This is a genomic window from Variovorax sp. AC103 (assembly GCF_979254005.1).
In genome coordinates, this window is record NZ_CEEDFC010000001.1 from 77862 (window position 1) to 101621 (window position 23760).

Genomic DNA, 23760 nt, shown 5'->3' on the forward strand with positions numbered 1-23760 from the left:
ATCAAGGTGCAGCCCGCCGGACGCAGGCCGCGGGGGCGCGCGCGCTCAGGCCGCGCCGCGCCGGTAGAAGGCCAGCGAGCCGGCCAGGGCCAGCAGCATGCCGCCGCAGGCGCGGTCGATCCAGCGCGTGGCCGACACGGTCAGCAGCCGGATCGCGCGTGCGCCGACGAAGGCGTAGGCCAGCATCACCGCCATGTCGAGCGCAGCGAAGATCAGCGCAATCGCCAGGTACTGCGGCGCCTGCGCGGCCGCCGGGTCGATGAACTGCGGCAGCAGCGCCGAGCAGAAGATGTAGCCCTTGGGGTTGGTCACCGCCACCAGGAAGGACTTGAAGAAGATGCGCCGGCTTTCGCCTGCGGCGACCGACGCGGCGGCATCCGCGACCGGCAGTTGCAGTCCGCCCCTGGAGCGCAGCATGCGCAGCCCCAGCCACGCCAGGTATGCCGCGCCCACCCACTTGAGCATGGAGAACCAGAACTCCGACGCCGCCAGCAGCGCGCCCAGGCCGAGTGCGACGGCCCCGACCAGCACGAAGTCCGACAGCACCGCGCCCAGCATGCCCGGCAGCGCGCGCCGCACGCCGTGGCGCGAGCCGTTGCTCAACGCCAGCAGCACGGTGGGACCGGGCGTGGCGATGGCGGCGAAGGCCACGAGCGCGAAGAGCAGGGCGGTGGCGAGCGTCATCGGGGCAGTCTCCTTCGTGGATTTCAGCGGCGCGTCAGATCTTCTTGACGAGCACCTGGCTCTTGCGGTCCCAGTTGTACTTGCGCTTGCGCGCCTCGGGCAGCCAGTCGGGGTTGACCTGCTGGAAGCCGCGCTTGAGGAACCAGTGCATGGTGCGCGTGGTGAGCACGAAGATGCTTTCCAGTCCCATGGACTTGGCGCGGTGCTCGATGCGCTTGAGGATGCGTTCGCCGTCGCCCTGCGACTGCGACAGCGGCGAGACGGTCAGCGCGGCCATCTCGGCGGTCTTGGCCTCGGGGTACGGGTAGAGCGCCGCGCAGCCGAAGATCACGCCGTCGTGCTCGATCACCGTGTAGTGGCCTACGTCGCGCTCGATCTCGGTGCGGTCGCGCTTGACCAGCGTGCCGTCGCGCTCGAAGGGCTCGATCAGCTGCAGGATGCCGCCGATGTCGTCCACCGAGGCTTCGCGCAGGCTTTCGAGCTTTTCGTCGATCACCATGGTGCCGACGCCGTCGTGCACATACACCTCCAGCAGCAGCGAGCCGTCGAGCGCAAAGGGCAGGATGTGGTTGCGCTCCACGCCGGCCTTGCAGGCCTTCACGCAGTGCTGCAGGTAGAAGGCCGTGTCGGTCGGCTTCTGGGCCGGCGGCAGCGAGGCGAGCAGCTTCTCGGCGGCGTCCAGCGGCAGCTCGGTGTCGATCGGGTTGTCTTCGCTCTCGGGCAGCTCGCTGTCCATGCGGATGCCCGGGATCTCCGTCAGGAAGATCAGCTTGTCGGCCTGGATCGAGATGGCCACGCTGGTGGCCACTTCTTCCATCGTCAGGTTGAAGGCCTCGCCGGTGGGCGAGAAGCCGAAGGGCGACATCAGCACCATCGCGCCGAAGTCGAGCGTGCGGCGGATGCCCGCCGAATCGACCTTGCGCACCAGGCCCGAATGCTTGAAGTCGACCCCGTCGACCACGCCCACGGGGCGTGCGGTGATGAAGTTGCCCGAAATCACGCGCACCGTGGAGCCGGCCATCGGGGTGTTCGGCAGGCCCTGGCTGAAGGCCGCCTCGATCTCGTAGCGCAGCTGGCCGGCGGCCTCCTGCGCGGAGTCGAGCGCCACCTCGTCGGTGATGCGGATGCCGTGCGAGTAGCGCGCCTCGTGGCCCTTGGCCGCGAGCTGCTCGTTGACCTGCGGACGGAAGCCGTGCACCAGCACGATCTTCACGCCCATGCTCTGGATCAGCGCCAGGTCTTGCGCAATGTTCTGCAGCTTGCCCGCCGCGATCGCCTCGCCCGCGAGGCCGACCACGAAAGTCTTGCCGCGGTGCGTGTGGATGTAGGGCGCGACCGAGCGGAACCACGGCACGAAGGTGAAATTGAAGACGGTGGACATGGGGCGTGATTGTGCATTCATGAGACGTCGTTTGCCTGACTCGCGCCCCGTGGTTTCGCAGGCGGTTGCCGCCCCTCTGCACCGAACGCCCCGGGCACCGATAATCGACGGTTTGCCCGCCGCGCCAGCCCGACGACTGCCTTGCCTTGACGACCACGACCCCCTCCGCTCCCTTGCGCATCGAATTCCCCGAATCGCTCCCCGTCTCGGGCCGGCGCGACGAGATCATGGCCGCCATCCAGGCGCACCAGGTTGTGATCGTCTGCGGCGAAACGGGCTCGGGCAAGACCACGCAGCTGCCGAAGATCGCGCTCGCCCTGGGCCGCGGCAAGCTGAACGCCGAGCCGGGCAAGGGCCGCCTGATCGGCCATACGCAGCCGCGCCGCATTGCCGCGAGCTCGGTGGCCAAACGCATTGCCGAGGAGCTGAAGACGCCGCTGGGCGACGTGGTCGGCTTCAAGGTGCGCTTCCAGGACCGCCTGAGCCGAGACGCCTCGGTCAAGCTGATGACCGACGGCATCCTGCTGGCCGAGACGCAGACCGACCCGCTGCTGAAGGCCTACGACACGCTCATCATCGACGAGGCCCACGAGCGCTCGCTGAACATCGACTTCCTGCTGGGCTACCTGCGCGAGATCCTGCCGCGCCGGCCCGACCTGAAGGTGATCGTCACGTCGGCCACCATCGACGCCGACCGCTTTGCGCAGCATTTCGCGTCGGCCGCCCCGCCGCCGGGCCGCGCCAAGGCGGGGGCGGCCCCCTCGGGGGGCAGTGACGACGCGCAGCGCGGAGCGTGGGGGCCAATGATTCCGGCGCCCATCATCTACGTGTCGGGGCGTACCTTTCCGGTCGAACAGCGCTACCGCCCGTTCGAGGAGTCGCGCGAGCACGACCTGAACGACGCCATTGCCGATGGTGTCGACGAGCTCTGGCGCGACCCGCACAACGCGGGCGACATCCTGATCTTCCTGCCGGGCGAGCGCGAGATCCGGGAGGCGGCCGACCACCTGCGCCGCCACCTGAGCAACCAGCCGCTGTTTCGAAACGCCGAAGTGCTGCCGCTGTTCGCGCGGCTGTCGGGCCCCGAGCAGGACCGCATCTTCGACAGCCACACCGGCCGGCGCATCGTGCTGGCCACCAACGTGGCCGAAACCTCGCTCACCGTGCCGGGCACGCGGTACGTGATCGACACCGGCACCGCGCGCGTCAAGCGCTACAGCTTCCGCAGCAAGGTCGAGCAGCTGATGGTCGAGCCCATCAGCCAGGCCGCGGCCAACCAGCGCGCCGGGCGCTGCGGGCGCGTGGCGGACGGCATCTGCATCCGGCTGTACGACCAGAAAGACTTCGAAGGCCGCCCGCGCTTCACCGATCCGGAAATCCTGCGGTCGTCGCTGGCGGGCGTGATCCTGCGGATGAAGTCGCTGCGCCTGGGCGACGTGTCGCGCTTTCCGTTCCTGGAAGCGCCGTCGCCGCGCGCCATTGCCGACGGTTACCAGTTGCTGAACGAGCTTGGCGCGGTCGACGACGCCAACGAGCTCACGCCGATGGGCGGCGAGCTGGCCAGGCTGCCGCTCGATCCGCGCGTCGGGCGAATGATCCTGGAAGCCCGCTCGCGCGGTGCGCTCGAGGAAGTGCTCGTCATTGCGTCGGCCCTGAGCGTGCAGGACGTGCGCGACCGCCCCATGGAGGCACAGCAGCAGGCCGACCAGGCGCATTCGAAGTTCGACGACGAAAAAAGCGAGTTCAGCGGCTACCTGCGGCTGTGGAAGTGGATCGCCGACGCGCGGGGCGGACATGGCGACACGCACAAGCTCAGCAACCGGCAGTACGAGCAGTTGCTGCGGCAGAACTTCATCAACATCCGCCGCGTGCGGGAGTGGCGCGACATTCATTCGCAGCTGCTCACGGTGGTGACCGAGCACAAGTGGCGCATCAACGCGGAGCCCGCGGGCTACGAGCCGCTGCACCTGTCGATGCTGGCCGGCCTGCTGGGCAACGTCGGCTGGAAGCTCGAGGACGACGAGGCCTATCTCGGCGCGCGCGGCATCAAGTTCTACAAGCACCCCGGCGCCCACCTGAAGAAGAAGCCCGGCCGCTGGATCGTGGCGGCCGAACTGGTCGAGACCACGCGGCTCTTCGGACGTGGCGTCGCCAACATCGAGCCGCAGTGGCTGGAACAGGTGGCCGGGCACCTGCTGAAGAAGCAGTTGCTCGATCCGCACTGGGAGAAGAAGGGTGCGCAGGTCTCTGCGCTGGAGCGCGCCACGCTGTACGGCCTGGTGGTGTACAGCGGGCGCCGTGTCGACTTCACCAAGGTCGACCCGGTTGCGGCGCGCGAGATCTTCATCCGCGAAGCGCTGGTCGGCGGGCAATGGGAAAGCAAGTTCCCGTTTCTCACGGCCAACCGCAAGCTGGTGCGCGAGGTCGAAGGGCTGGAGCACAAGGCGCGCCGGCAGGACGTGCTGGTCGACGACGAGCTGATCTTCGCCTTCTACGACGCGCAGTTGCCCGCCGATGTGGCCAGCGGCATCACGTTCGAGAACTGGTACCGCCACGCCTCCAGGGAGCAGCCGCGCCTGCTGTTCCTCACGCGCGACGAACTGATGCGCCACCAGGCGGCCGGCATTACGACGCAGTCGTTCCCGCCCACGCTGCGCCTGGGCGGCGTGGACTGCGCCGCAACCTACCTGCACGAGCCGGGCGACGCCAAGGACGGACTCACGGCGAGCGTGCCGCTGTTCGTGCTCAACCAGGTCAACGAAGAGCGCTGCGAGTGGCTGGTGACGGGCATGCTCAAGGACAAGATCCAGGCGCTGCTCAAGAGCCTGCCGCAGCGCCCGCGTTCGCGGCTGGTGCCGCTGCCGGAGTCGGCCTCGAAGCTGGCGGAAGAACTGTCGGCGCCCGAGCTGTTCGGCACGGGTTCTCTGACCGACGTGCTGCTCAAGCGCGTGCGCGACATGACCAGCATCGACGTGAAGCGCGCCGACTTCAAGCTCGACATGCTGCCGCCGCACCTGTTCATGAACCTGCGCGTGGTCGACGAGCATGGGCGCCAGTTGGGCATGGGGCGCAATCTTGGTGCGCTGAAGGCCGAGTTGGGCGCGCAGGCGCGCGGCGCCTTCCAGGCACTGGCGGGGCTGAACGTGAAGGCGTCGCCGCAGAAGAAGGCGGCCGAGCCGGACGACCTTTCGGCGCAGCCCGCGAGGAACGCGCAAGCACTCGCAGCGACCGCGCTGCCGGCCGGCCAGCGCTACACCGGCTGGACCTTCGGCGAGCTGCCCGAACTGATGGAAGTGCGCCGCGGTTCGCAGTCGCTCATCGGCTTCCCGGCGCTGCGCGACGAAGGCGACGCGGTGACCATCGAGGTGTTCGACGAGCCCGCCGTGGCTGCCACGAAGCACCGTGCCGGCCTGCGCCGGCTGTTCGCGCTGCAACTGAAGGACGCGCTCAAGTACCTCGAGAAGAACATCCCCGACCTGCAGAAGATGTCGGTGGCCTACATGCCGCTGGGCACGTCCGAGGAACTGCGCACGCAGATCATCGACGTGGCGATCGACCGCGCCTTTCTGCAGGAGCCGCTGCCGAGCGACGAGTTCGCCTTCAAGAAGAGGCTGGAGGAGGGCCGAGGGCGGCTCACGCTGATTGCCAACGAGGTGGCGCGGCTCGCGTCGACCATCCTGGTGGAGTACGCCGCCGCCGCGCGCAAGATCAAGGACACCAGGATCCAGCCCGACGCCGTGCAGGACGCCGCGCAGCAGCTGCAGCGCCTGGTCGGCAAGCGCTTCATCGCCGATGCGCCGTGGTCGCAGCTGCAGCACTTTGCGCGCTACCTGAAGGCCATCGTGCTGCGGCTCGACAAGCTGCGCGCCGACCCCGCGCGCGACGCCGCCAAGCTGGCCGAGCTGAAGCCGCAGGACCAGCGCTACTGGCGCCTGGTGGCCGAGCGCAAGGGCGTGGTGGACGACCGGATGCTCGAGTTCCGCTGGCTGCTGGAGGAGTTGCGCGTGAGCTTCTTCGCGCAGGAGCTGCGCACACCGCAGCCGGTGAGCGTGAAGCGGCTGGACAAGGCATGGGCGCAGCTGCAGGCCTGAGCCGCGCACCCGCACGCAAACGAAAAAAAGCCCGCGAAAGCGGGCTTTTTCATGGGTGACCGGCCGGGACTATATGCGGCCCATGAGCACCAGGATGATGACGATGACGACGATCAGGCCGACGCCGCCACTGGGTCCGTAGCCCCAGGACCGGCTGTACCCCCAGCTCGGCAGCGCGCCGATCAGTATCAGGATCAGGACGATCAGCAGAATGAATGAGAGCGACATGGTTTCTCCAGGGCGGTTGTTGTGATGAGCCTTGATGCTCGCCCCGCCCCGGCGAACGGATCGCCGGATAGCCGCTCCTTCGGTGGTCAGTGAACGTCCTACCGAGGGCGTCGGCGTTCCAGCCGCGTGCCGCCGGCGCTCGCGTCAAAGGCGTGCCAGCCGCTCCAGCGCCGCGTGCAGCGTTTCGTCTTTCTTGGCGAAGCAGAAGCGCACGACGCGCTGGTCGAAACCGTTGCCGTAGAAAGCCGACAGCGGAATGGCCGCCACGCCGATCTCGCCCGTGAGCCAGAGGCAGAAGTCGGCTTCCGACAGGTCGCTGACCCCCGAGATGTCCACGCACTGGAAGTAGCTGCCCTCGCTGCGCAGCAGCTTGAAGCGGGTCTTCTCGGCCAGGCCGGCGGCGAACAGGTCGCGCTTGCGCTGGTAGAAGGCCGGCAGCTCGAGGTAGGGCTCGGGCTGCGCCATGTACTGCGCGAGCGCGTGCTGCATCGGCGTGTTCACGGTGAACACGTTGAACTGGTGCACCTTGCGGAACTCGGCCATCAGCGGCGCCGGCGCGGCCACGAAACCGACCTTCCAGCCGGTGACGTGGTAGGTCTTGCCGAAGCTGCTCACGATGAAGCTGCGCGCCGCCAGGCCCGGGAACCGCGCCACGCTTTCGTGGCGGGCGCCGTCGTAGACCATGTGCTCGTAGACCTCGTCGCTGATCACGAACACGTCGGTGGGGGCCAGCAACTCTTCGAGCTTGCGCATCTCGGCCTCGGTCCAGACGGTGGCGCTCGGGTTGTGCGGCGTGTTGACGATGATGGCGCGCGTGCGCGGCGTGAGCGCGGCGGCGATCTTGTCGAAATCAGGACGGAAGGTGCCCGGCGTGAGCGGCACGCGCACCACGCTGCCGCCGGCCAGCTCGATGTTGGGCACGTAGCTGTCGTAGCAGGGCTCCAGCACGATCACCTCGTCGCCCGCGCGCACCACGGCAAGGATGGCGGTGATGATGGCCTGCGTGGCGCCCGCGGTCACGGTGATTTCGGTGGCGGCGCTGTAGCGGTGTCCGTAGAGCGCGGAAATCTTGGCGGCGATGGCATCGCGCAATGCAGGAATGCCCGGCATCGGCGGGTACTGGTTGTGGCCCGCGGCCATGGCGGCCGTGACGTCTTCGAGCAGCTTCGGATCGCAGTTGAAATCCGGGAAGCCCTGGCCGAGGTTGACCGCGTTCTTCTCGGCCGCCAGGGTCGACATGACCGTGAAGATGGTGGTGCCCACAGAGGGCAGCTTGGTGCCGATGGCCGGCGTGCGCGGGGCGTGAACTGTGCTCATAGCTCGTAGTCTTGTTGGTGGCCGCTCAGGGCCTTGGCGATCAGGTTGCGGTCGAGGCGGTCGGAGAGCAGCTCGGCGAACTTGAAGACGAAGTTGCGCAGATAGGCGCTGCGCTTGAACGCGACCCGCGCGATATTCTGGCCGAACACATGGCCCATGGGGCGCACCACGAGGTCGGCGTTCGACTCGTCTCGCACGGCCATCTCGGCCACGATGCCCACACCCAGGCCCAGGCGCACATAGGTCTTGATCACGTCGGAGTCGATGGCTTCGAGCGCGATGCGCGGCGACAACTTCTTCTGCGCGAAGGCGTGGTCGATGCGCGTGCGGCCGGTGAACGACGGGTGGTAGGTGATGATCGGCTCGAGCGCCAGGTCGTCGAGCGAAATGCGCTCCTTGGCGGCCAGCGGGTGGTCTTTGGGAAGTACCAGCACGTGCTGCCATTCATAGCAAGGCAGGGTCACGAGTTCGGCGTAGCCGTCCAGCGACTCGGTGGCGATACCGATCTCGGCGATTTCGTCGATCACCATGCGCGCCACCTGGTCGGGCGAGCCCTGATGCAGGCTCACGTTGACCTTGGGGTACGCCTCGCGCAGGTTCGCCACGGGCACCGGCAGCACGTAGCGCGCCTGGGTGTGCGTGGTGGCAATGGAGAGGGTGCCGCTGTCCTGGGCGCTGAACTGCTCGCCGATGCGCTTGAGGTTGCCCACCTCGCGCATGATCAGCTCGATGCTGGCGATGACGTGCTGGCCTGGCTCGGTCACGCGCTTCAGGCGCTTGCCGTGGCGCGCGAAGATTTCAACGCCCAGTTCTTCCTCGAGCTCGATGATGGCCTTGGAGACACCGGGCTGCGAGGTGTGGAGGGCCTTGGCCGCCTCGGTGAGGTTCAGGTTGCGCCGTACGGCTTCCTGGACAAACTTGAACTGATGCAGATTCATATCAAATTCCGTCTTATTGCGGAATTCATTATGCCTTCTTAATCTATCGAAATGGCCGAATGTTCAGGATTTGATGGCGATTCGGGCCAGCAGGTCGACCAGTTCAGGCTCCTCGCCCACGATGCGGGCGAGCGAGATGTCGATGTGGGGCCATGTCTGGCGCAGTGCTTCCAGCTGGTGCGGCAGGTCTTCGCGGGCATGCTTGCCCATGCCGAGGAACAGTGGGACCACGCGGATGGCGCGCGCACCGGCGGTGATCAGGGCCGCCGCCGCCGTGGGAAGGTCGGGCGTCGCCAGTTCCATGTAGGCGCAGGTCACGAGCGCGTCGGGTGCACGGCCGGTGATGCGAGCGGCCACGGCTTCGATCGGCTCGCGCCAGCGCTCGTCGCGCGAACCGTGCGCCAGCAGGACGATGCCCTGCGCCTGGCTGCGTGTGGTGGTCGTCATCGTCGCAACACCAGCCAGCTGAAGGCAGTGAGCGACATCACCGAATAGATCATCCCCGGCGCCGCCGCGGTGAGCCAGGGTGACCAGTTGCTCAGGTTGCCGAGGTAGCCGAACACGTTGTTCAGCAGGAAGAAGCTGATGCCGATCATCACGCCGCCGAACACGTAGGTCGTGATGCCGGCCTGGCGGAAATGCAGGTAGGCGAAGGGCAGGGCGAGCACCACCATCACCAGGCACGAGAGCGGGTAGAACACCTTGCGCCAGAACTCGATCTCGTAGCGTTGCGCGGTCTGGCCGTTGGCGTCGAGGTGGCGGATGTAGTCGAACAGGTCGATCGTGCTCATGCGGTCCGGGCGCAGCAGGGCGACGGACACCATCTCGCCCGTCAGCGAGGTGGGCCAGTTCAGCTGCGCCTTCTGGGTCTTGACGATGCGGGCCTGGTTGGCTGAAGTGCCCGTGTCGAACTGCTGCTCTTCCACGTTGGTAAGCATCCAGTGCCCGTCGTCGCCGATGACGGCCGAACCCGCCACGATCTGGTTGCTGATGTAGCCGTTGGCGTCGAACTCGAAGATGCGCGGGCTCTTCAGCGCGCCCTTGCGGTCGATGGACAGGACGTTCACCGCGTACGACACGTTGCCGCGCTTTTCCTTGAGCCAGGCCCCGGTGTTGCCGGCCAGGGAATAGATGCCCTGGTATTTGGCCTTGAGCAGCTGGGCCGTGCGCTCGGAGGCGGGCGCGACATAGTCGCCGACGGCAAAGGTGAGGATGACGAAGCCGATGCCCAGCAGCAGCAGGGTGCGCAGCGCACGCCAAGGGCCCAGGCCGCTGGTACGAAGAATGGTGTATTCCGAACTCTGCGCGAGCCGTGCCATGACGAAGATGGAGCCGATCAGCACGGTGATCGGCAGCAGCTCGTACAGGTGGCTCGGTATCAGCAGGGTCACGTAGATCAGCGCCTGCACGGGCCCGTAGTTCAGGCTGTCCGGCTTGCCGATGGACTGCAGCTCGTCGACGAAGTCGAAAAAGAAGAAGAGGCTCAGAAAGCCGAGCGTCACGAACGCAACGGACTTCAGCACCTCCACGTAGATCAGGCGTCTTATCGTTTTCACGTCGTGGGTTCGATCTTGGGTGTGAGCACTGCGGGGGCGCGGATTCGCCGCGTGCGCAGGCCCCAGTTGTTCTGGCGCACGCTCAGCCACGCGAGGTTGAGTACCAGCACGCTGCCATGCAGCATCACCATGAAGCCGGCCATGCTGAAGCGACCGGAGCTGATCCAGCTCTGCCCGATGTTGAGCATGTTGTAGTAGATGACGAAGGCGAACAGGGCCAGCAGCAGGTTGCCGCTGCGCCCCACGCGCGGGTTGGCGCTGGACACGTTCAGCGCCAGCAGCACGAAGTTGACGGCGGTCAGCAGCATGCCGATGCGCCAGGCCAGCTCACCGCGGCTGGGGTTGCCCGGGTCGGCCAGCAGCGCCAGGGTGGTGCGGGCGCGTGGCGGCGTGGCGTCGTTCACCGCGCCGTTGTCGCCGCCGGCACGGGTGCCGTAGGTCTTGAATTCGCTGATCTTCAGGCCGGTGTTGGCCATCGGCTGCTCCAGCCGCTGGCCGTTGTTGAGCAGCAGGTAGCGAGAGTTACCGATGTTTTCGATGCTGCCGCTGCGCGCCGAGGTAGTGATCTGCAGGTTGCGCTCGATCGACCAGATGAAGACGTTGGTGGCCTTGGAGTTGTCCGGTGTGTCCTTGTCGATGAAGAACACCCGCACGCGCCCTGCCGACTCGCGGAACTCGCCCGGCGACACGCGCTCGATGTCGCTGCGCTGCTCGTACTGCTGGCGCATGCCGATGGTCTGCGAATTGGCCCAGGGCCAGCCCACCAGCGCCATCACCGAGATCAGGATCAGCACCGGCCAGGCAAAGCGGAACAGTGGCTTCACGAAGTCCATGAGCCCGCGCCCGCTGGAGAACCAGATCACCATTTCGCTGTCGCGGTACATGCGCGAGAGGGTGCCGACGATGGCGATGAACAGGCTCAGGCTCAGGATGGTCGGCATGTAGCCGAGCACCGTGTAGGCCATGACCAGGAACACTTCCTGCGGGTTCACACTGCCCTTGGAGGCGAGCCCCAGGGTACGGATGAGCATCATGGTCATCACGATGGTGACCAGGACCACGAGGGTTGCTCCGAAGCTGCGGGACAGCTCCTTGCGTAGGGAAGAATGGAATAACATCGTTCGAGGAAAAAAAGGATTATGGACTTTCAACTCAAGACCCTCACCGTCGCCCAGGCTGCAGCCGAGAAATCCGATGTCCTGATCGTGCTCGTCGGCAGCGCTCCCCTTACCGCCAAGGACCCGCTTTCCGTGCTGGCCGCCAGTGCCCGCAAGGCCGGCGACCTGCCTGACAAGGCCGGCAAGCTGCTGGCGCTCTACCGGCCGGAAGATGTCGTGGCCTCCCGTGTGGTGCTTGCCGCCATCGGCGACGGCAAGCCTGCGGCGGTCCGCAGCGGCGTGCTTGCCGCGGTCAGCGCCGCCAAGGCCCATGCACCGAAGCGGGTGGTCGTGGTGTTCGCTCAGCCCGCGGACGGTGCCGCCGTGGCTTGCGCCGTGACCGCCGCGGCCGATGCCAGCTACGTCTACACGACCACCAAATCGAAGGCCGAGCCGCGCACCATCCGCAACATGACCCTCGGCGTGGCCGATTCGCCCGCCGTGGCCAGAGCCTTCAACGACGCCCGCGCCGTTGTCAACGGCATCGAGCTGGCCAAGGAATGGGGCAACCGGCCCGCGAACCATGCCACGCCCACGCTGCTGGGCGAGGCCGCCAAGGGCCTGGCCAAGCTGCCGAACATCAAATGCGAAGTGCTGGGGCCCAAGGAAGTCGAGAAGCTCGGCATGGGCTCGTTCGCCGCCGTGGCCCAGGGGTCGGCCGAACCGCTGCGCTTCATCGTGCTGCGCTACCACGGGGCGCCGAAGGACCAGGCGCCCGTGGTGCTGGTCGGCAAGGGCATCACCTTCGACACCGGCGGCGTCTCGCTCAAGCCGGCCGCCGAGATGGACGAGATGAAGTTCGACATGTGCGGTGCCGCGAGCGTGCTGGGCACGTTCCGCGCGCTCGGCGACATCCAGCCCGCCATCAACGTCGTCGGCCTCATTCCCTCCTGCGAGAACATGAACGACGGCCGCGCGCTCAAGCCCGGCGACGTGGTCACCAGCATGAGCGGCCAGACCATCGAGGTGCTCAACACCGACGCGGAGGGCCGCCTGGTCCTGTGCGACGCGCTGACCTATGCCAAGCGCTTCGAACCCGCCGCCGTCATCGACATCGCCACGCTCACGGGCGCCTGCGTGGTCGCACTGGGCGGCGTGCGCAGCGGCCTGTTCTCGAGCGACGACACACTGGCCGCCGCACTGGAGGCGGCCGGCGAAGCCTCGCAAGACCGTTGCTGGCGCCTGCCGCTGGACGACGACTATGCGGAAGGCCTGAAGAGCAACTTCGCCGACGTGGCCAACATTGCCGGACGCGCCGGCGGTGCCATCACCGCGGCCAAGTTCCTTCAGCGTTTTGCCGGCGACTTCGCCTGGGCGCACCTGGACATCGCCGGCACGGCCTGGAAGAGCGGAACGGCCAAGGGCTCGACCGGCCGGCCGGTGGGCCTGCTGGTGTCGTACCTGACGACCCGCGTGGGCAGCACCGAGGTACCGGGCAAGGCAAAGGCGGTCAAGCCCGTCAAGGCCCCGGCGCGAAAGGCCCGGTCGGCAACGTGACGGAAATCGGCTTTCACTACAACGCGCCGGACAAGCTGAACTACGCCTGCCGGCTGGTTCGCAAGGCCGTCAATGCGCGCGGCCTGCGCGTGGTGGTGGTGGGCGATGCGCATACGCTCGACGCGGTGGACGCCGCGCTCTGGCAGCTCTCGCCGGTGGATTTCGTGGCGCACTGCCGCGGCGATGCGCCGGCCCATGTGGTGGCGCGTTCGCCCGTCGTGCTGTCCGTGGAGGGCGCCGACTCGGCGTCGCTGCCGCACCGCGAGATGCTGGTGAACCTTGGGCTCGACGTGCCTGCGGGCTTCGAGCGCTACGAGCGCATGATCGACATCGTGAGCGACGAGACGCACGACCGCCAGGTCGGCCGTTCACGCTGGCGTCACTATGCCGACCGCGGCTACACCATTCAGCCGCACGACTTCGCAAGGAGTTCCTGACATGGCCAGCACGCTGCGCACGCCGCCCCGGTTCGTTCCCACGCTGACCACGGTGCTCGAGATTCCCGCGGAGCCCGCGAACCCCGCGCCACAGGCAGAGCTGGCACCCCCTCCCGACGCGGCAAGCGCCATGGCATTGCCGCCCGCGGCGCAACTGACGCAGGCTGAAATCGTCAGCCTCGAAGAGCAGCTGCTGCACCGCGTACTGCAGCGCGTCGACCTGTCGCTGGAAGAGCGCCTGAGCGACACGGTGTCCGCAGCTATACAGCATCAGCTCGATGCCATGGTGCCGCGTTTGCGCAATGAAATCGAGGCCGTTTTGCGTGCATTGGTGATCGAGGCAATGGCCGCCGAACTCTCGGAAAACACAGGGTCTACGCCAGCTTCCGGCGCATAAATCCTCAGCTAAACTGCGCCGCAGGTCGCAACGGCGTGAGGGTGCCACTGGCCTGCGGCGCGGAACTTGCGAGGTTTGCGCGCCCGGATCACACGACCGGTTTTTTTATTCTTTATCCAAGTTCTGGAGGTTCTCATGCAATTGAAATGGACAGCGGTCGCACTGGCTGCAATCACGCTCGTGGCTTGCGGCAAGAAAGAAGAGGCGGCTGCACCTGCTGCAGCGCCGGCCGCCGCGGCCCCGGCTGCAGCTGCGCCCGCACCTGCCGGAGAAACACTGCTTGTGAAGATCGGTCACGTGGCACCTACCAGCGGTCCTATTGCCCACCTGGGCAAGGACAACGAAATGGGCGCCAAGATGGCGATCGAAGACCTGAATGCCAAGGGCATCAAGATTGGCGACAAGACCGCCAAGTTCGAACTGGTCGCAGAAGACGATGCCGGTGACCCGAAGCAAGGCACCGCAGTGGCACAGAAGCTCGTGGACGAGAAGGTCAACGGCGTGGTCGGTCACCTGAACTCGGGTACGACCATTCCCGCCTCCAAGCTCTACAGCGACGCTGGCATTCCGCAGATCTCGCCTTCGGCCACGAACCCGAAGTACACGCGTCAAGGCTTCAAGACCACGTTCCGCGTGGTGGCTGACGACACGCAACTCGGTGGCACGCTGGGCAAGTACGCGGTCGATACGCTCAAGGGCAAGAACATTGCCGTGATCGACGACCGTACCGCTTACGGCCAAGGCGTTGCCGAAGAGTTCGAAAAGGCAGCCAAGGCTGCTGGCGCCACCATCGTGGGCCACGAGTTCACCACCGACAAGTCGACCGACTTCAACGCCATCCTGACCAAGCTCAAGGCCACCAAGCCCGACGTGCTGTTCTTCGGCGGCATGGACGCTGTCGGCGGCCCGATGCTCAAGCAGGTCAAGCAACTCGGCCTGAACGTCAAGTTCATGGGCGGCGACGGCCTGTGCACCGGCGAACTGCCGAAGCTGGCTGGCGATGCCATCGGCGAAGACATGGTGGTGTGCGCTGAAGCCGGCGGTGTCGACGGCGACTTCAAGCAGCCGCTGGAAGACTTCAAGGCCAAGTTCAAGACCAAGAACGGCGTGGAAGTGCAGATCTATGCACCTTACGTGTACGACGCGGTCAACGTGCTGGCCGAAGCCATGGTCAAGGCCGGTTCGTCCGACCCCGAAAAGTACCTGCCTGAAGTTGGCAAGGTGCAGTACAAGGGCGTGACCGGCCCGATCGCCTTTGACGAAAAGGGCGACATCAAGAACGGCGCGCTGACGCTGTACACCTACAAGGGTGGCGTGCGCACGCAGATTGCCGTTGTGCGCTGATCGGCGGCTTTCGCCAAAAAAGAAAAGGGCCTTCGGGCCCTTTTTTCATGCCTGTCGCGGCAGCCGTTCAGAGCGGGGCGAGGCCCGAGGGCCGGTCGTTGTTGCAATACTCGATGAAGGCGTCGAGGTCGCGCGACTTGTCGAAGACCGCATCGGCACCGAGCGCCGCACAGCGCGCGCGAATGTCTACCGTGACGTAGTTGCTGAGCACCACGACGCGCTGCGTCGGCTTGCGTGTCGTGCAGCCCGCCAGCACGCCCAGGCCGGAGCCTTCCTTGAGGAACAGGTCGACGATGAGCAGTTGCCAGTCGTCGGGGTGGGTGTCGAGCCAGGCCAGCGCTTCGGTTTCGGTTTCGGCGAAGCCGACCACATGGCCATTGACCAGATCCTCGAGTGCCGGGACCAGGTTATCCCTGATGGTCTTGTTGTCCTCGACGAGGAACGTGATGAGGGCCATGCCGTGGTTTCGCTGTGAGAACCAATAGCGTAGCGTGCCGGACGCCGCCGCAGCGTAGGAGAAAGGATACGGACGCAGGGAGCCGGTTGCGCCGCCTGGGTCAGTTGGAGCTCTGGGCGCGGAGCTTTGCCTTGAGCTTTTCGGCCAGTGCCAGGCTTTCGTCACGCTCGGCCGTTGCTTCCAGGCGCTTTTCGATCTCCTCGCTCAACGCGGCATTGACCTCGGCAAGCTTCGCAGCGGACTTGGCCAGTTTTTCCTCCAGCTGGCTCGTGTGTTCGATGGCCTGCGCCACTTCGCCGACCTGCACCTCTTCGGGCAGTTCCTGTTCGAGCACCGTGTTCACGACGGCCAGATTGTCCGAGGCACGCTGCACGTCGGCGGCCACCTGCTCGGTCTTTTTGAGGGTGTGGTCCAGAGATGTCGTGCCACGCGGCGAGGTTTGGGAATGTCCAGCCATCGAGGCTCCTTTGCAGGCTTGAAAGTAAAACCTTTGGATCGTACTGCCAGACGAAACGCCCGGTGCACGATGCCCAGTTGTTGCCAAGCAACGCATTGCACAGCAGAACAGATGACAAAAAAGCCCAAGTGCTTGTGGCGACTTGGGCTTCTTGTGCTGTCTGCATGTTCGCGAACGGTTACGAACAATCAATCTCTGGCGGAGCAGGCGGGATTCGAACCCGCGGAGGGCTATTAACCCTCACACGCTTTCCAGGCGTGCGACTTAAACCGCTCATCCACCGCTCCTGAGCCTCAAATTATAGCGTGGCTTCAAGCCATTTCAGGTCGGGCCGGCGCTTTTGCCGGTCTGGATCATCCGCATCGCCGATGCGATGAGCGCGGCGGTCTCGGACATGTTGCTCGGCACGATCAGCGTGGTCTTGGAATCCGCCGCCACCTTGCCGTAGGCATCGACGGCGCGTTCGGCCACCTTGAGCTGCACGGCCTGTTCGCCGCCCGGCTGGCGGATGGCTGCAGCCACGCGCTCGATGGCGTCCGCGGTGGCGGTGGCCACCGCGGTGATGGCGGCTGCTTCACCCTGCGCGTTGTTGATCTGTGCCTGCTTCTCGCCCTCGGAACGGGCAATGAAGGCCTCGCGCTCGCCGGTGGCGATGTTGATCTGCTCCTGGCGGCGGCCTTCCGAGGCCGCGATCAGCGCGCGCTTGCCGCGCTCGGCCGTGATCTGCGCCTGCATGGCCAGCAGGATTTCCTTCGGCGGCGTCAGGTCCTTGATTTCGTAGCGCAGCACCTTCACGCCCCAGTTGAGAGCCGCTTCGTCGATGGCGGCCACCACCTGTGCGTTGATGACATCGCGTTCTTCGAAGGTCTTGTCCAGCTCCAGCTTGCCGATCACGCTGCGCAGCGAGGTTTGCGCAAGTTGCGTCACCGCCACGATGTAGTTCGACGAGCCGTAGCTCGCGCGCATCGGGTCGGTCACCTGGAAATACAGGATGCCGTCCACCTGCAGCTGCGTGTTGTCGCGCGTGATGCAGATCTGGCTGGGCACGTCGAGCGGAATTTCCTTCAGGCTGTGCTTGTAGGCCACCCGGTCGATGAACGGGATCAGGAAATTGGGGCCGGGCGTCATCGTGCTGTGGTACTTGCCCAGCCGTTCGCGCACCCAGGCGTTCTGCTGCGGCACGAACTTGACCGACTGGCTGATGAAGATGATCGCGATGACCAGGATGATGAGAGGGACCGAAAATTCCATGGTGCGCTTCCTTTTCTGAGTTCTATGGACTGACTAAACCTTGGCGACGACGAGGCGGCTGCCGATCACTTCGACCACGCGGTGCTCTCCGGTGGACGGGGTGCTGCCTGCGCGCTGAATCACCGTCCATTGCGCGCCGCGGTAGCGAACGGTGGCGGTGCCGTCGGCATTCCAGGCATCGACGTGCACGCTCTCGCCGATGTCGAGGTTCACGTCGCGGTTGGTGCCGGTCCGCGCTGCGGCAGGGCGCCTGCGCTGGATCGAATACCAGGCCAGCACGGCGCCAACGCCGATCACCGACGCCACGATGAGTTGCGTGACGGTGCCGAAGCCCAGGTGCGCCGAGATCGCGGCGGCGGCGAAGCCTGCGGCGAGCAGCAGCAGGTAGACCGTGCCCGAGAGCAACTCGGCCACGATGGCCACCCCCGCAATCAGCCACCAGACGGTGGAATTCGCCATGTCGACTCCTCTTTTGCTTGTTCGATGCGCGACATTCTGCGGCATGAGCCCCAAGCGCTTGCCGTGCGTAGGGGTACTGGCGCGGGGGCAGACGGCCTTGCCCGCCGGGCCCGAATGGCTTGCAGCAAGCTGACCGAATCCGTCATCCGAATTCCGTACACTTCGCGCCTCGTCTTTGCCTGTCTGTCTCCCCGCCTGTCCGGAGCCCCGCTCATGAAATTTCGCTTTCCCATCGTCATCATCGACGAGGACTTCCGCTCCGAAAACACTTCGGGCCTCGGCATTCGCGCGCTCGCGCAGGCCTTCGAAAGCGAGGGCTTCGAGGTGCTGGGCGTCACGAGCTACGGCGACCTGAGCCAGTTCGCGCAGCAGCAAAGCCGCGCCAGCGCGTTCATCCTGTCGATCGACGACGAGGAGTTCACCGTCGGCCCCGACCTCGACCCGGCCGTGCTGAACCTGCGCACCTTCATCGGCGAGGTGCGGCGCAAGAACGCGGACGTGCCGATCTACATCTACGGCGAAACCAAGACCGCGCGCCACATTCCGAACGACATCCTGCGCGAGCTGCACGGGTTCATCCACATGTTCGAGGACACCCCCGAATTCGTGGCGCGCCACATCATCCGCGAGGCCAAGAGCTACCTGGAAGGCGTGCAGCCGCCGTTCTTCAAGGCGCTCATCGACTACGCGGAAGACGGCTCGTACTCGTGGCACTGCCCGGGCCATTCGGGCGGCGTGGCGTTCCTCAAGAGCCCGGTGGGCCGGATGTTCCACCAGTTCTTCGGCGAGAACATGCTGCGTGCCGACGTGTGCAACGCGGTGGAAGAACTGGGCCAGCTGCTCGACCACACCGGCCCGGTGGCGGCCAGCGAGCGCAATGCGGCGCGGATCTTCAATGCCGACCATTGCTTCTTCGTGACCAACGGCACCAGCACCAGCAACAAGATGGTGTGGCACCACACGGTGGCGCCAGACGATGTGGTGGTGGTGGACCGCAATTGCCACAAGTCGATCCTGCACGCGATCATCATGACCGGCGCGATTCCGGTGTTCATGAAGCCCACGCGCAATCACTTCGGCATCATCGGCCCGATTCCCCAGAGCGAGTTCGAGCAGAGCGCCATCAAGGCCAAGATCAAGGCCAACCCGCTGCTGGCCCACGTGGACTCCGAAACCGTCAAGCCGCGCGTGATGACGCTCACCCAGTCGACCTACGACGGCGTGATCTACAACACCGAGACCATCAAGAACATGCTCGACGGCTACGTCGACACGCTGCACTTCGACGAAGCGTGGCTGCCGCACGCGGCCTTCCACCCGTTCTACGGCGCGTACCACGCGATGGGCAAGCGCCGCGTGCGGCCGAAGGATTCGCTGGTGTTCGCCACGCAGTCCACGCACAAATTGCTGGCCGGCATCAGCCAGGCCAGCCACGTGCTGGTGCAGGACTCGCAGAACCGCGCGCTCGACCGCGACCTGTTCAACGAGGCCTACCTGATGCACTCGTCGACCAGCCCGCAGTACGCGATCATCGCGAGTTGCGACGTGGCCGCCGCCATGATGGAGCCGCCCGGCGGCACGGCGCTGGTGGAAGAGAGCATTCTTGAAGCCCTCGACTTCCGCCGCGCCATGCGCAAGGTCGAGGAAGAGTTCGGCAAGGAAGAGTGGTGGTTCAAGGTCTGGGGCCCCGAGAAGCTGGTCGAAGAAGGCATCGGCCGCGCCGACGACTGGATCATGACGGGCGAGAAGGAGTCCACCAAGCGCAAGACCAAGAAGTCGCCGCGCAACTGGCACGGCTTCGGCGACCTGGCCGACGGCTTCAACATGCTCGACCCGATCAAGTCGACCATCGTCACGCCCGGCCTGGACCTCGAAGGCAACTTCGCGGAGAGCGGCATTCCCGCCAGCGTGGTGACCAAGTTCCTCGCGGAGCACGGCGTGATCGTGGAGAAGACCGGGCTGTACAGCTTCTTCATCATGTTCACCATCGGCATCACCAAGGGCCGCTGGAACACGCTGCTCACGGCGCTGCAGCAGTTCAAGGACGACTACGCGCGCAACCAGCCGATGTGGCGCATCCTGCCGGAGTTCTGCCAACAGCATCCGGGCTACGAGAAGCTCGGCCTGCGCGACCTGTGCCAGCACATCCACAAGCTGTATGCGCGCTTCGACGTGGCGCGCCTCACGACCGAGATGTACCTGAGCGACCTGACGCCGGCCATGAAGCCCAGCGATGCCTTTGCCCACATCGCGCACAGGAAGACCGAGCGCGTGGAAATCGACGACCTTGAAGGCCGCATCACCACCAGCCTGATCACGCCGTACCCCCCGGGCATTCCGCTGCTGATTCCGGGCGAAGTGTTCAACAAGAAGATCGTCGACTACCTGCGGTTCTCGCGCGAGTTCAACTCGCAGTGCCCGGGCTTCGAGACCGACATTCACGGCCTGGTGGCGCGCGTCGACGAGACCGGCAAGAAGCGGTACTACGCCGACTGCGTCAGGGCAGTGAAGTAAACAGGCCTGCGGTCGGGCCGCCTGGCCCGATCGAATGACCCGTGCCTAGCCTTCTCGCACCCGCATGAAGCGGGCGAAACGCGGCAGCCCCTTGGCGGTGGTGCCGTTGTAGCGGTAGGTCACCCAGCTGCCGATGGCGGGCGGGTTGTCCCGTTCGGCGTCGGTCAGGCCGGTGCCGAGCTTGAAGCGCTTGCCGTCGGCGGTCTCGACCACCAGCGCGCCGAGCCGGCTCGCGTGCTTGCCCTTGCCGGTCACATGCTCGACGACGCGCGCCTCGGCGTCGTCGTAGGGCTTGACCTTCAGCAGGTCGTTGTTGCGCTCGCCGCGATAGCTCGAACTGCCGCGGTGGAGCATCAGGCCTTCACCGCCCATCTTCACCGTCTTGTCGAGCAGCGCCTGCAGCGCTTCGTGCGTGGTCGCGCGCTCTTGCGGCACGGGCACCACCCACGGCGCGTCGGTGACGGGGAGCAGCTTGCGCAGGGCGGCCAGCCGAGCGGTGAAGTCGCCGGCCTGGGCGGGCAGGTCGAACACCATGAAGCGCATCTCGTGCCATGCGACGTCGTTGGGTGTCTGGCTGCGCACCGTCGAGACCGCGTGGGGGAACCGGCCGCGACCGGCCCACAGTTCGCCGTCGAGCGGCTGCTTCGGCAGCGGGGCCGTGAACCATGCGGGCGCCACGACGCGTTCCCCGCCGCGCGTCCACAACTGCTTGCCGTCCCAGTAGCCGCGCACGCCGTCGTACTTCTCGCTGACCCAGTAGTCGGACAGCGACATCCCGGGGCGGTAGACGTCGGCCAGCATCAGCGACGGCGCCGCGTCGCGCGCGAACACGGCGGGGGCCGTAAGCACGCCGAAAGCGGCAAGGAGGAGGGAGCGTCGGCTCAGCACGGTGCTATTGAATAGATAGCTGCATATGACCGTCTGGCGGCCGTATCAGCGATTTTTTACCCGACTTACTCGGCCATTCCGCCCACGACGTTGCTGAAGCCGCCGTCGACATAGGTGATCTCTGCCGTCACGCCGCTGGCCAGGTCGCTCAGCAGGAAAGCGGCCACGTTGCCGACTTCTTCGATGGTCACGTTGCGGCGGATCGGCGAGGCGTCGGCCACGGCCGCGAGCATCTTGCCGAAGCCCTTGATGCCGCTGGCGGCGAGCGTCTTGATCGGGCCGGCGCTGATGCCGTTCACGCGCATGCCCCGGGGTCCGAGCGAGGCGGCGGTGTAGCGCACAGAGGCTTCGAGCGAGGCCTTGGCCAGGCCCATGGTGTTGTAGTTGGGCAGCGCGCGTTCGGCGCCCAGGTAGGTCAGCGTGAGCAGGGCCGACTTGTCGTTGAGGTAGGGCAGGGCGGCCTTGGCCATCGCCGGGAAGCTGTAGGCGCTGATGTCGTGCGCGATCTTGAAGCCTTCGCGCGAGAGCCCGTCGAGGAAGTCCCCGGCGATGGACTCGCGGGTCGCGAAGCCGATGCTGTGCACGAAGCCGTCGAACGTGGGCCAGGTTTGCGCCAGGTCGGCGAAGAGCTTGTCGATCTGCGCGTCGTCGCCCACGTCGCAGTCGAAAATCAGCTTCGAGCCGAAGTCTGCGGCATATTCGGTGATACGGTCCTTGAATCGCTCGCCGACATAGCTGAAGGCGAGCTCCGCGCCCTGTTCGTGACAGGCCTTGGCAATGCCATACGCAATGGAGCGATTGCTCAACACACCGGTGATCAACAGTTTTTTGCCGGAAAGAAAGCCCATGAAGTTGCCTTGTGAAAATCTTGGGCAGAATTCTCGCATGCGGTTTCTCCGGGTCTGGTGGTTGATGGTGTGTGCGGTTCCCGCGTGGGCCGCGCATGGATACGCACTCTGGGACGACCTGAAGTACGCCCCCGGCTTCCAGGCCTTCGACTACGTCGACCCCGCCGCGCCCAAGGGCGGTGAGTTGCGCTTGGTAAGCAACCTGCGCGTGTCCACCTTCGACAAGTACAACCCGTTCACCATCAAGGGCGCGGCCCCGGCCTACCTCGACAGCCTGCTGTTCGACACGCTGCTGACCGGTGCCATGGATGAAACCGGCTCCGGCTACGGCCTGCTGGCCGAAGACGTGACGGTCGCACCCGACCGCCGCAGCGTGACCTTCCGCCTGCGGCCCGAGGCCAGGTTCCACAACGGCATGCCGGTCGAGGCGGCCGACGTGAAGCACAGCTACGACACCCTCATCGGCCCCTTCACTTCGCCAGGCTACAAGACGCTGCTGCAGGAGGTCGACGGTGCCGACGTGCTCGACGCGCGCACGATCCGTTTCCGCTTCAAGACGATCAACCGCGAGCTGCCGCTGATCGTGGGCAGCCTGCCGGTGTTCAGCCGCGCCTGGGGCATGGAGAACGGCAAGGTCAAGCCCTTCGACCAGGTGGTCATGGACATTCCCATCGGCAGCGGCGCCTACAAGATCGGCCCCGTGCGCTTCGGCAAGGACATCACCTACGTGCGCGACCCCAACTACTGGGCGCGCGACCTGCCGGTCAACCGCGGCTCACACAACTTCGACCGCATCACCGTCAAGATCTACAAGGACAACACGGCCCGGCTCGAAGCGCTGAAGGCCGGCGAGTTCGACATGATGAGCTTCTACTCGGCCGGTGACTGGGCGCGCCGGGTGAACGGCAGGCGCTTCAATACCGGCGAACTCGTCAAGCGCGAGTTCTCCCACAAGAAACCCTCGGGCTTCCAGAGCTTCGTGCTCAACAGCCGGCGCAACAAGCTGAGCGACCCGCGCGTGCGCGAGGCCCTGGGCCTCGCGTTGGACTACGAGTGGATGAACCGGCAACTGTTCTACAACGGCTATCCGCGCGTGAAGGACCTGTTCGGCAACACCGACTGCGAGGCACAGGGCCTGCCGTCGCCGGAAGAAAAGGCGCTGCTAGAGCCCTGGCGCGGCAAGATTCCCGACGCGAGCTTCGGCCCGATGTACGCACCCCCAGTCACCGAAGGCGAAGGGCAGTCGCTGCGCAACAACCTGCGCCGCGCGCGCGACCTGCTGAAGCAGGCCGGTTGGGAATACCGCGACGGCGCTTTGCGCAATGCCAAGGGCGAGGCCATGACGCTCGAGTACCTCGACAGCAAGGAAGGCGGCGTGCGCACCGTGTCGCCGTGGATCCGCAACCTCGAGAAGCTCGGCATCACGCTGAACTTCGCGACCGTCGACTTCGCGCTCTACCAGGAGCGGCTCGACCGCTTCGACTTCGAGATCACCACCATCAACTTCCCGGGCACCAACAATCCGGGCCAGCAGCTCCTGGAGGTCTTCGGCAGCAAGGCCGCCAAGACGGAGAGTTCGGGCAACTACATGGGCGTGTCCACGCCTGCGGTCGATGCCTTGCTCAAGGACATCGTCGATGCCGACACCAAGGCCGAACTGATGCCGGCCTGCCGCGCGCTGGACCGCGTGATCATGCACAGCCACTATCTCATTCCCCAGTGGACGCTGACCTCGCACCGGATCGTCTACGACGACTGGCGCCTCGCCTTCAAGTCCCCCATGCCGCCGTATTCCAACGGGGAAGACTGGGTCATGGGCACGTGGTGGGCCAAGCCGCCAAGCAAGCCGGCGCCATAGA

At 65.9% G+C, this 23760-nt stretch carries 21 protein-coding genes and 1 tRNA gene; 7 read left to right on the plus strand and 15 right to left on the minus strand.

Annotated features, from left to right (window positions below; translation table 11 throughout):
• Positions 1–45: 45 nt before the first annotated feature.
• Entirely contained in the window at positions 46–684 is a 639-nt protein-coding gene (locus tag AC0IYU_RS00400; RefSeq protein ID WP_472111675.1) for a LysE family translocator, read from the minus strand.
• 34 nt (positions 685–718) lie between these two features.
• On the minus strand, positions 719–2065 hold the full coding sequence (gene argA, locus AC0IYU_RS00405) for an amino-acid N-acetyltransferase (protein ID WP_116907571.1): 1347 nt from the start codon (positions 2063–2065) through the stop codon (positions 719–721).
• A gap of 227 nt (positions 2066–2292) precedes the next feature.
• Here argA and hrpA point away from each other — a divergent pair, with 227 nt between their 5' ends.
• Positions 2293–6156, plus strand: a complete 3864-nt coding sequence (gene hrpA, locus AC0IYU_RS00410) for an ATP-dependent RNA helicase HrpA (protein ID WP_472112706.1) — start codon at positions 2293–2295, stop codon at positions 6154–6156.
• 69 nt (positions 6157–6225) lie between these two features.
• Here hrpA and AC0IYU_RS00415 read toward each other — a convergent pair whose 3' ends face one another.
• From AC0IYU_RS00415 to lptF, 6 genes are all read right to left on the minus strand, one after another.
• On the minus strand, positions 6226–6384 hold the full coding sequence (locus AC0IYU_RS00415; protein WP_280806883.1) for a DUF3309 family protein: 159 nt from the start codon (positions 6382–6384) through the stop codon (positions 6226–6228).
• Positions 6385–6528: 144 nt separating this feature from the next.
• Entirely contained in the window at positions 6529–7701 is a 1173-nt protein-coding gene (locus AC0IYU_RS00420; protein ID WP_472111678.1) for a pyridoxal phosphate-dependent aminotransferase, read from the minus strand.
• The gene (locus AC0IYU_RS00425) at positions 7698–8639 is read right to left on the minus strand and encodes a CysB family HTH-type transcriptional regulator (protein ID WP_435438294.1); all 942 of its coding nucleotides are present in this window, start codon (positions 8637–8639) and stop codon (positions 7698–7700) included. The genes AC0IYU_RS00420 and AC0IYU_RS00425 overlap by 4 nt, the downstream gene beginning before the upstream one ends.
• 63 nt (positions 8640–8702) lie before the next feature.
• The gene (locus tag AC0IYU_RS00430; protein ID WP_472111681.1) at positions 8703–9086 is read right to left on the minus strand and encodes a sirohydrochlorin chelatase; all 384 of its coding nucleotides are present in this window, start codon (positions 9084–9086) and stop codon (positions 8703–8705) included.
• Positions 9083–10195, minus strand: a complete 1113-nt coding sequence (gene lptG, locus AC0IYU_RS00435) for an LPS export ABC transporter permease LptG (RefSeq protein WP_472111684.1) — start codon at positions 10193–10195, stop codon at positions 9083–9085. Before lptG ends, AC0IYU_RS00430 begins: the two co-directional genes overlap by 4 nt.
• The gene (gene lptF / locus AC0IYU_RS00440) at positions 10192–11313 is read right to left on the minus strand and encodes an LPS export ABC transporter permease LptF (protein ID WP_472111686.1); all 1122 of its coding nucleotides are present in this window, start codon (positions 11311–11313) and stop codon (positions 10192–10194) included. The genes lptG and lptF overlap by 4 nt, the downstream gene beginning before the upstream one ends.
• A gap of 21 nt (positions 11314–11334) precedes the next feature.
• Between lptF and AC0IYU_RS00445 the strand changes: the two genes are divergently transcribed.
• From AC0IYU_RS00445 to AC0IYU_RS00460, 4 genes are all read left to right on the plus strand, one after another.
• A complete protein-coding gene (locus AC0IYU_RS00445; RefSeq protein ID WP_472111688.1) occupies positions 11335–12849 on the plus strand; it encodes a leucyl aminopeptidase in 1515 nt (504 codons plus the stop codon).
• Positions 12846–13286: a DNA polymerase III subunit chi gene (locus tag AC0IYU_RS00450; protein WP_472111691.1), complete on the plus strand. Its 441-nt coding sequence runs from the start codon at positions 12846–12848 to the stop codon at positions 13284–13286. Before AC0IYU_RS00445 ends, AC0IYU_RS00450 begins: the two co-directional genes overlap by 4 nt.
• Position 13287: 1 nt before the next feature.
• Positions 13288–13683 carry a hypothetical protein gene (locus AC0IYU_RS00455; protein WP_435483766.1) on the plus strand — a complete coding sequence of 132 codons (396 nt, stop codon included), beginning with the start codon at positions 13288–13290 and terminating at the stop codon, positions 13681–13683.
• A 135-nt stretch (positions 13684–13818) separates the two neighbouring features.
• Positions 13819–15027, plus strand: coding sequence for a branched-chain amino acid ABC transporter substrate-binding protein (locus tag AC0IYU_RS00460; protein ID WP_472111694.1), 1209 nt, complete (start codon positions 13819–13821; stop codon positions 15025–15027).
• A gap of 67 nt (positions 15028–15094) precedes the next feature.
• Here the strand turns inward: AC0IYU_RS00460 and AC0IYU_RS00465 are convergent, their stop codons facing one another.
• From AC0IYU_RS00465 to AC0IYU_RS00485, 5 genes are all read right to left on the minus strand, one after another.
• Positions 15095–15484 carry a response regulator gene (locus AC0IYU_RS00465; RefSeq protein ID WP_435438302.1) on the minus strand — a complete coding sequence of 130 codons (390 nt, stop codon included), beginning with the start codon at positions 15482–15484 and terminating at the stop codon, positions 15095–15097.
• A 100-nt stretch (positions 15485–15584) separates the two neighbouring features.
• Positions 15585–15941 carry a hypothetical protein gene (locus tag AC0IYU_RS00470; RefSeq protein ID WP_472111697.1) on the minus strand — a complete coding sequence of 119 codons (357 nt, stop codon included), beginning with the start codon at positions 15939–15941 and terminating at the stop codon, positions 15585–15587.
• A 196-nt stretch (positions 15942–16137) separates the two neighbouring features.
• Positions 16138–16228: transfer RNA gene (locus tag AC0IYU_RS00475), tRNA-Ser, on the minus strand.
• Positions 16229–16262: 34 nt separating this feature from the next.
• A complete protein-coding gene (locus tag AC0IYU_RS00480; protein WP_435438304.1) occupies positions 16263–17192 on the minus strand; it encodes an SPFH domain-containing protein in 930 nt (309 codons plus the stop codon).
• A 33-nt stretch (positions 17193–17225) separates the two neighbouring features.
• Positions 17226–17651 carry an NfeD family protein gene (locus tag AC0IYU_RS00485; RefSeq protein ID WP_435483763.1) on the minus strand — a complete coding sequence of 142 codons (426 nt, stop codon included), beginning with the start codon at positions 17649–17651 and terminating at the stop codon, positions 17226–17228.
• 213 nt (positions 17652–17864) lie between these two features.
• Here AC0IYU_RS00485 and AC0IYU_RS00490 point away from each other — a divergent pair, with 213 nt between their 5' ends.
• Positions 17865–20165 carry an Orn/Lys/Arg family decarboxylase gene (locus AC0IYU_RS00490; RefSeq protein WP_435483762.1) on the plus strand — a complete coding sequence of 767 codons (2301 nt, stop codon included), beginning with the start codon at positions 17865–17867 and terminating at the stop codon, positions 20163–20165.
• Positions 20166–20210: 45 nt separating this feature from the next.
• Here AC0IYU_RS00490 and AC0IYU_RS00495 read toward each other — a convergent pair whose 3' ends face one another.
• Positions 20211–21053 carry a DNA ligase gene (locus AC0IYU_RS00495; RefSeq protein WP_472111700.1) on the minus strand — a complete coding sequence of 281 codons (843 nt, stop codon included), beginning with the start codon at positions 21051–21053 and terminating at the stop codon, positions 20211–20213.
• 65 nt (positions 21054–21118) lie between these two features.
• Positions 21119–21901: an enoyl-ACP reductase FabI gene (gene fabI, locus AC0IYU_RS00500; protein WP_435483760.1), complete on the minus strand. Its 783-nt coding sequence runs from the start codon at positions 21899–21901 to the stop codon at positions 21119–21121.
• Positions 21902–21938: 37 nt separating this feature from the next.
• Between fabI and AC0IYU_RS00505 the strand changes: the two genes are divergently transcribed.
• A complete protein-coding gene (locus AC0IYU_RS00505; protein WP_472111703.1) occupies positions 21939–23759 on the plus strand; it encodes an extracellular solute-binding protein in 1821 nt (606 codons plus the stop codon).
• The last annotated feature ends 1 nt before the right edge of the window (position 23760 follow it).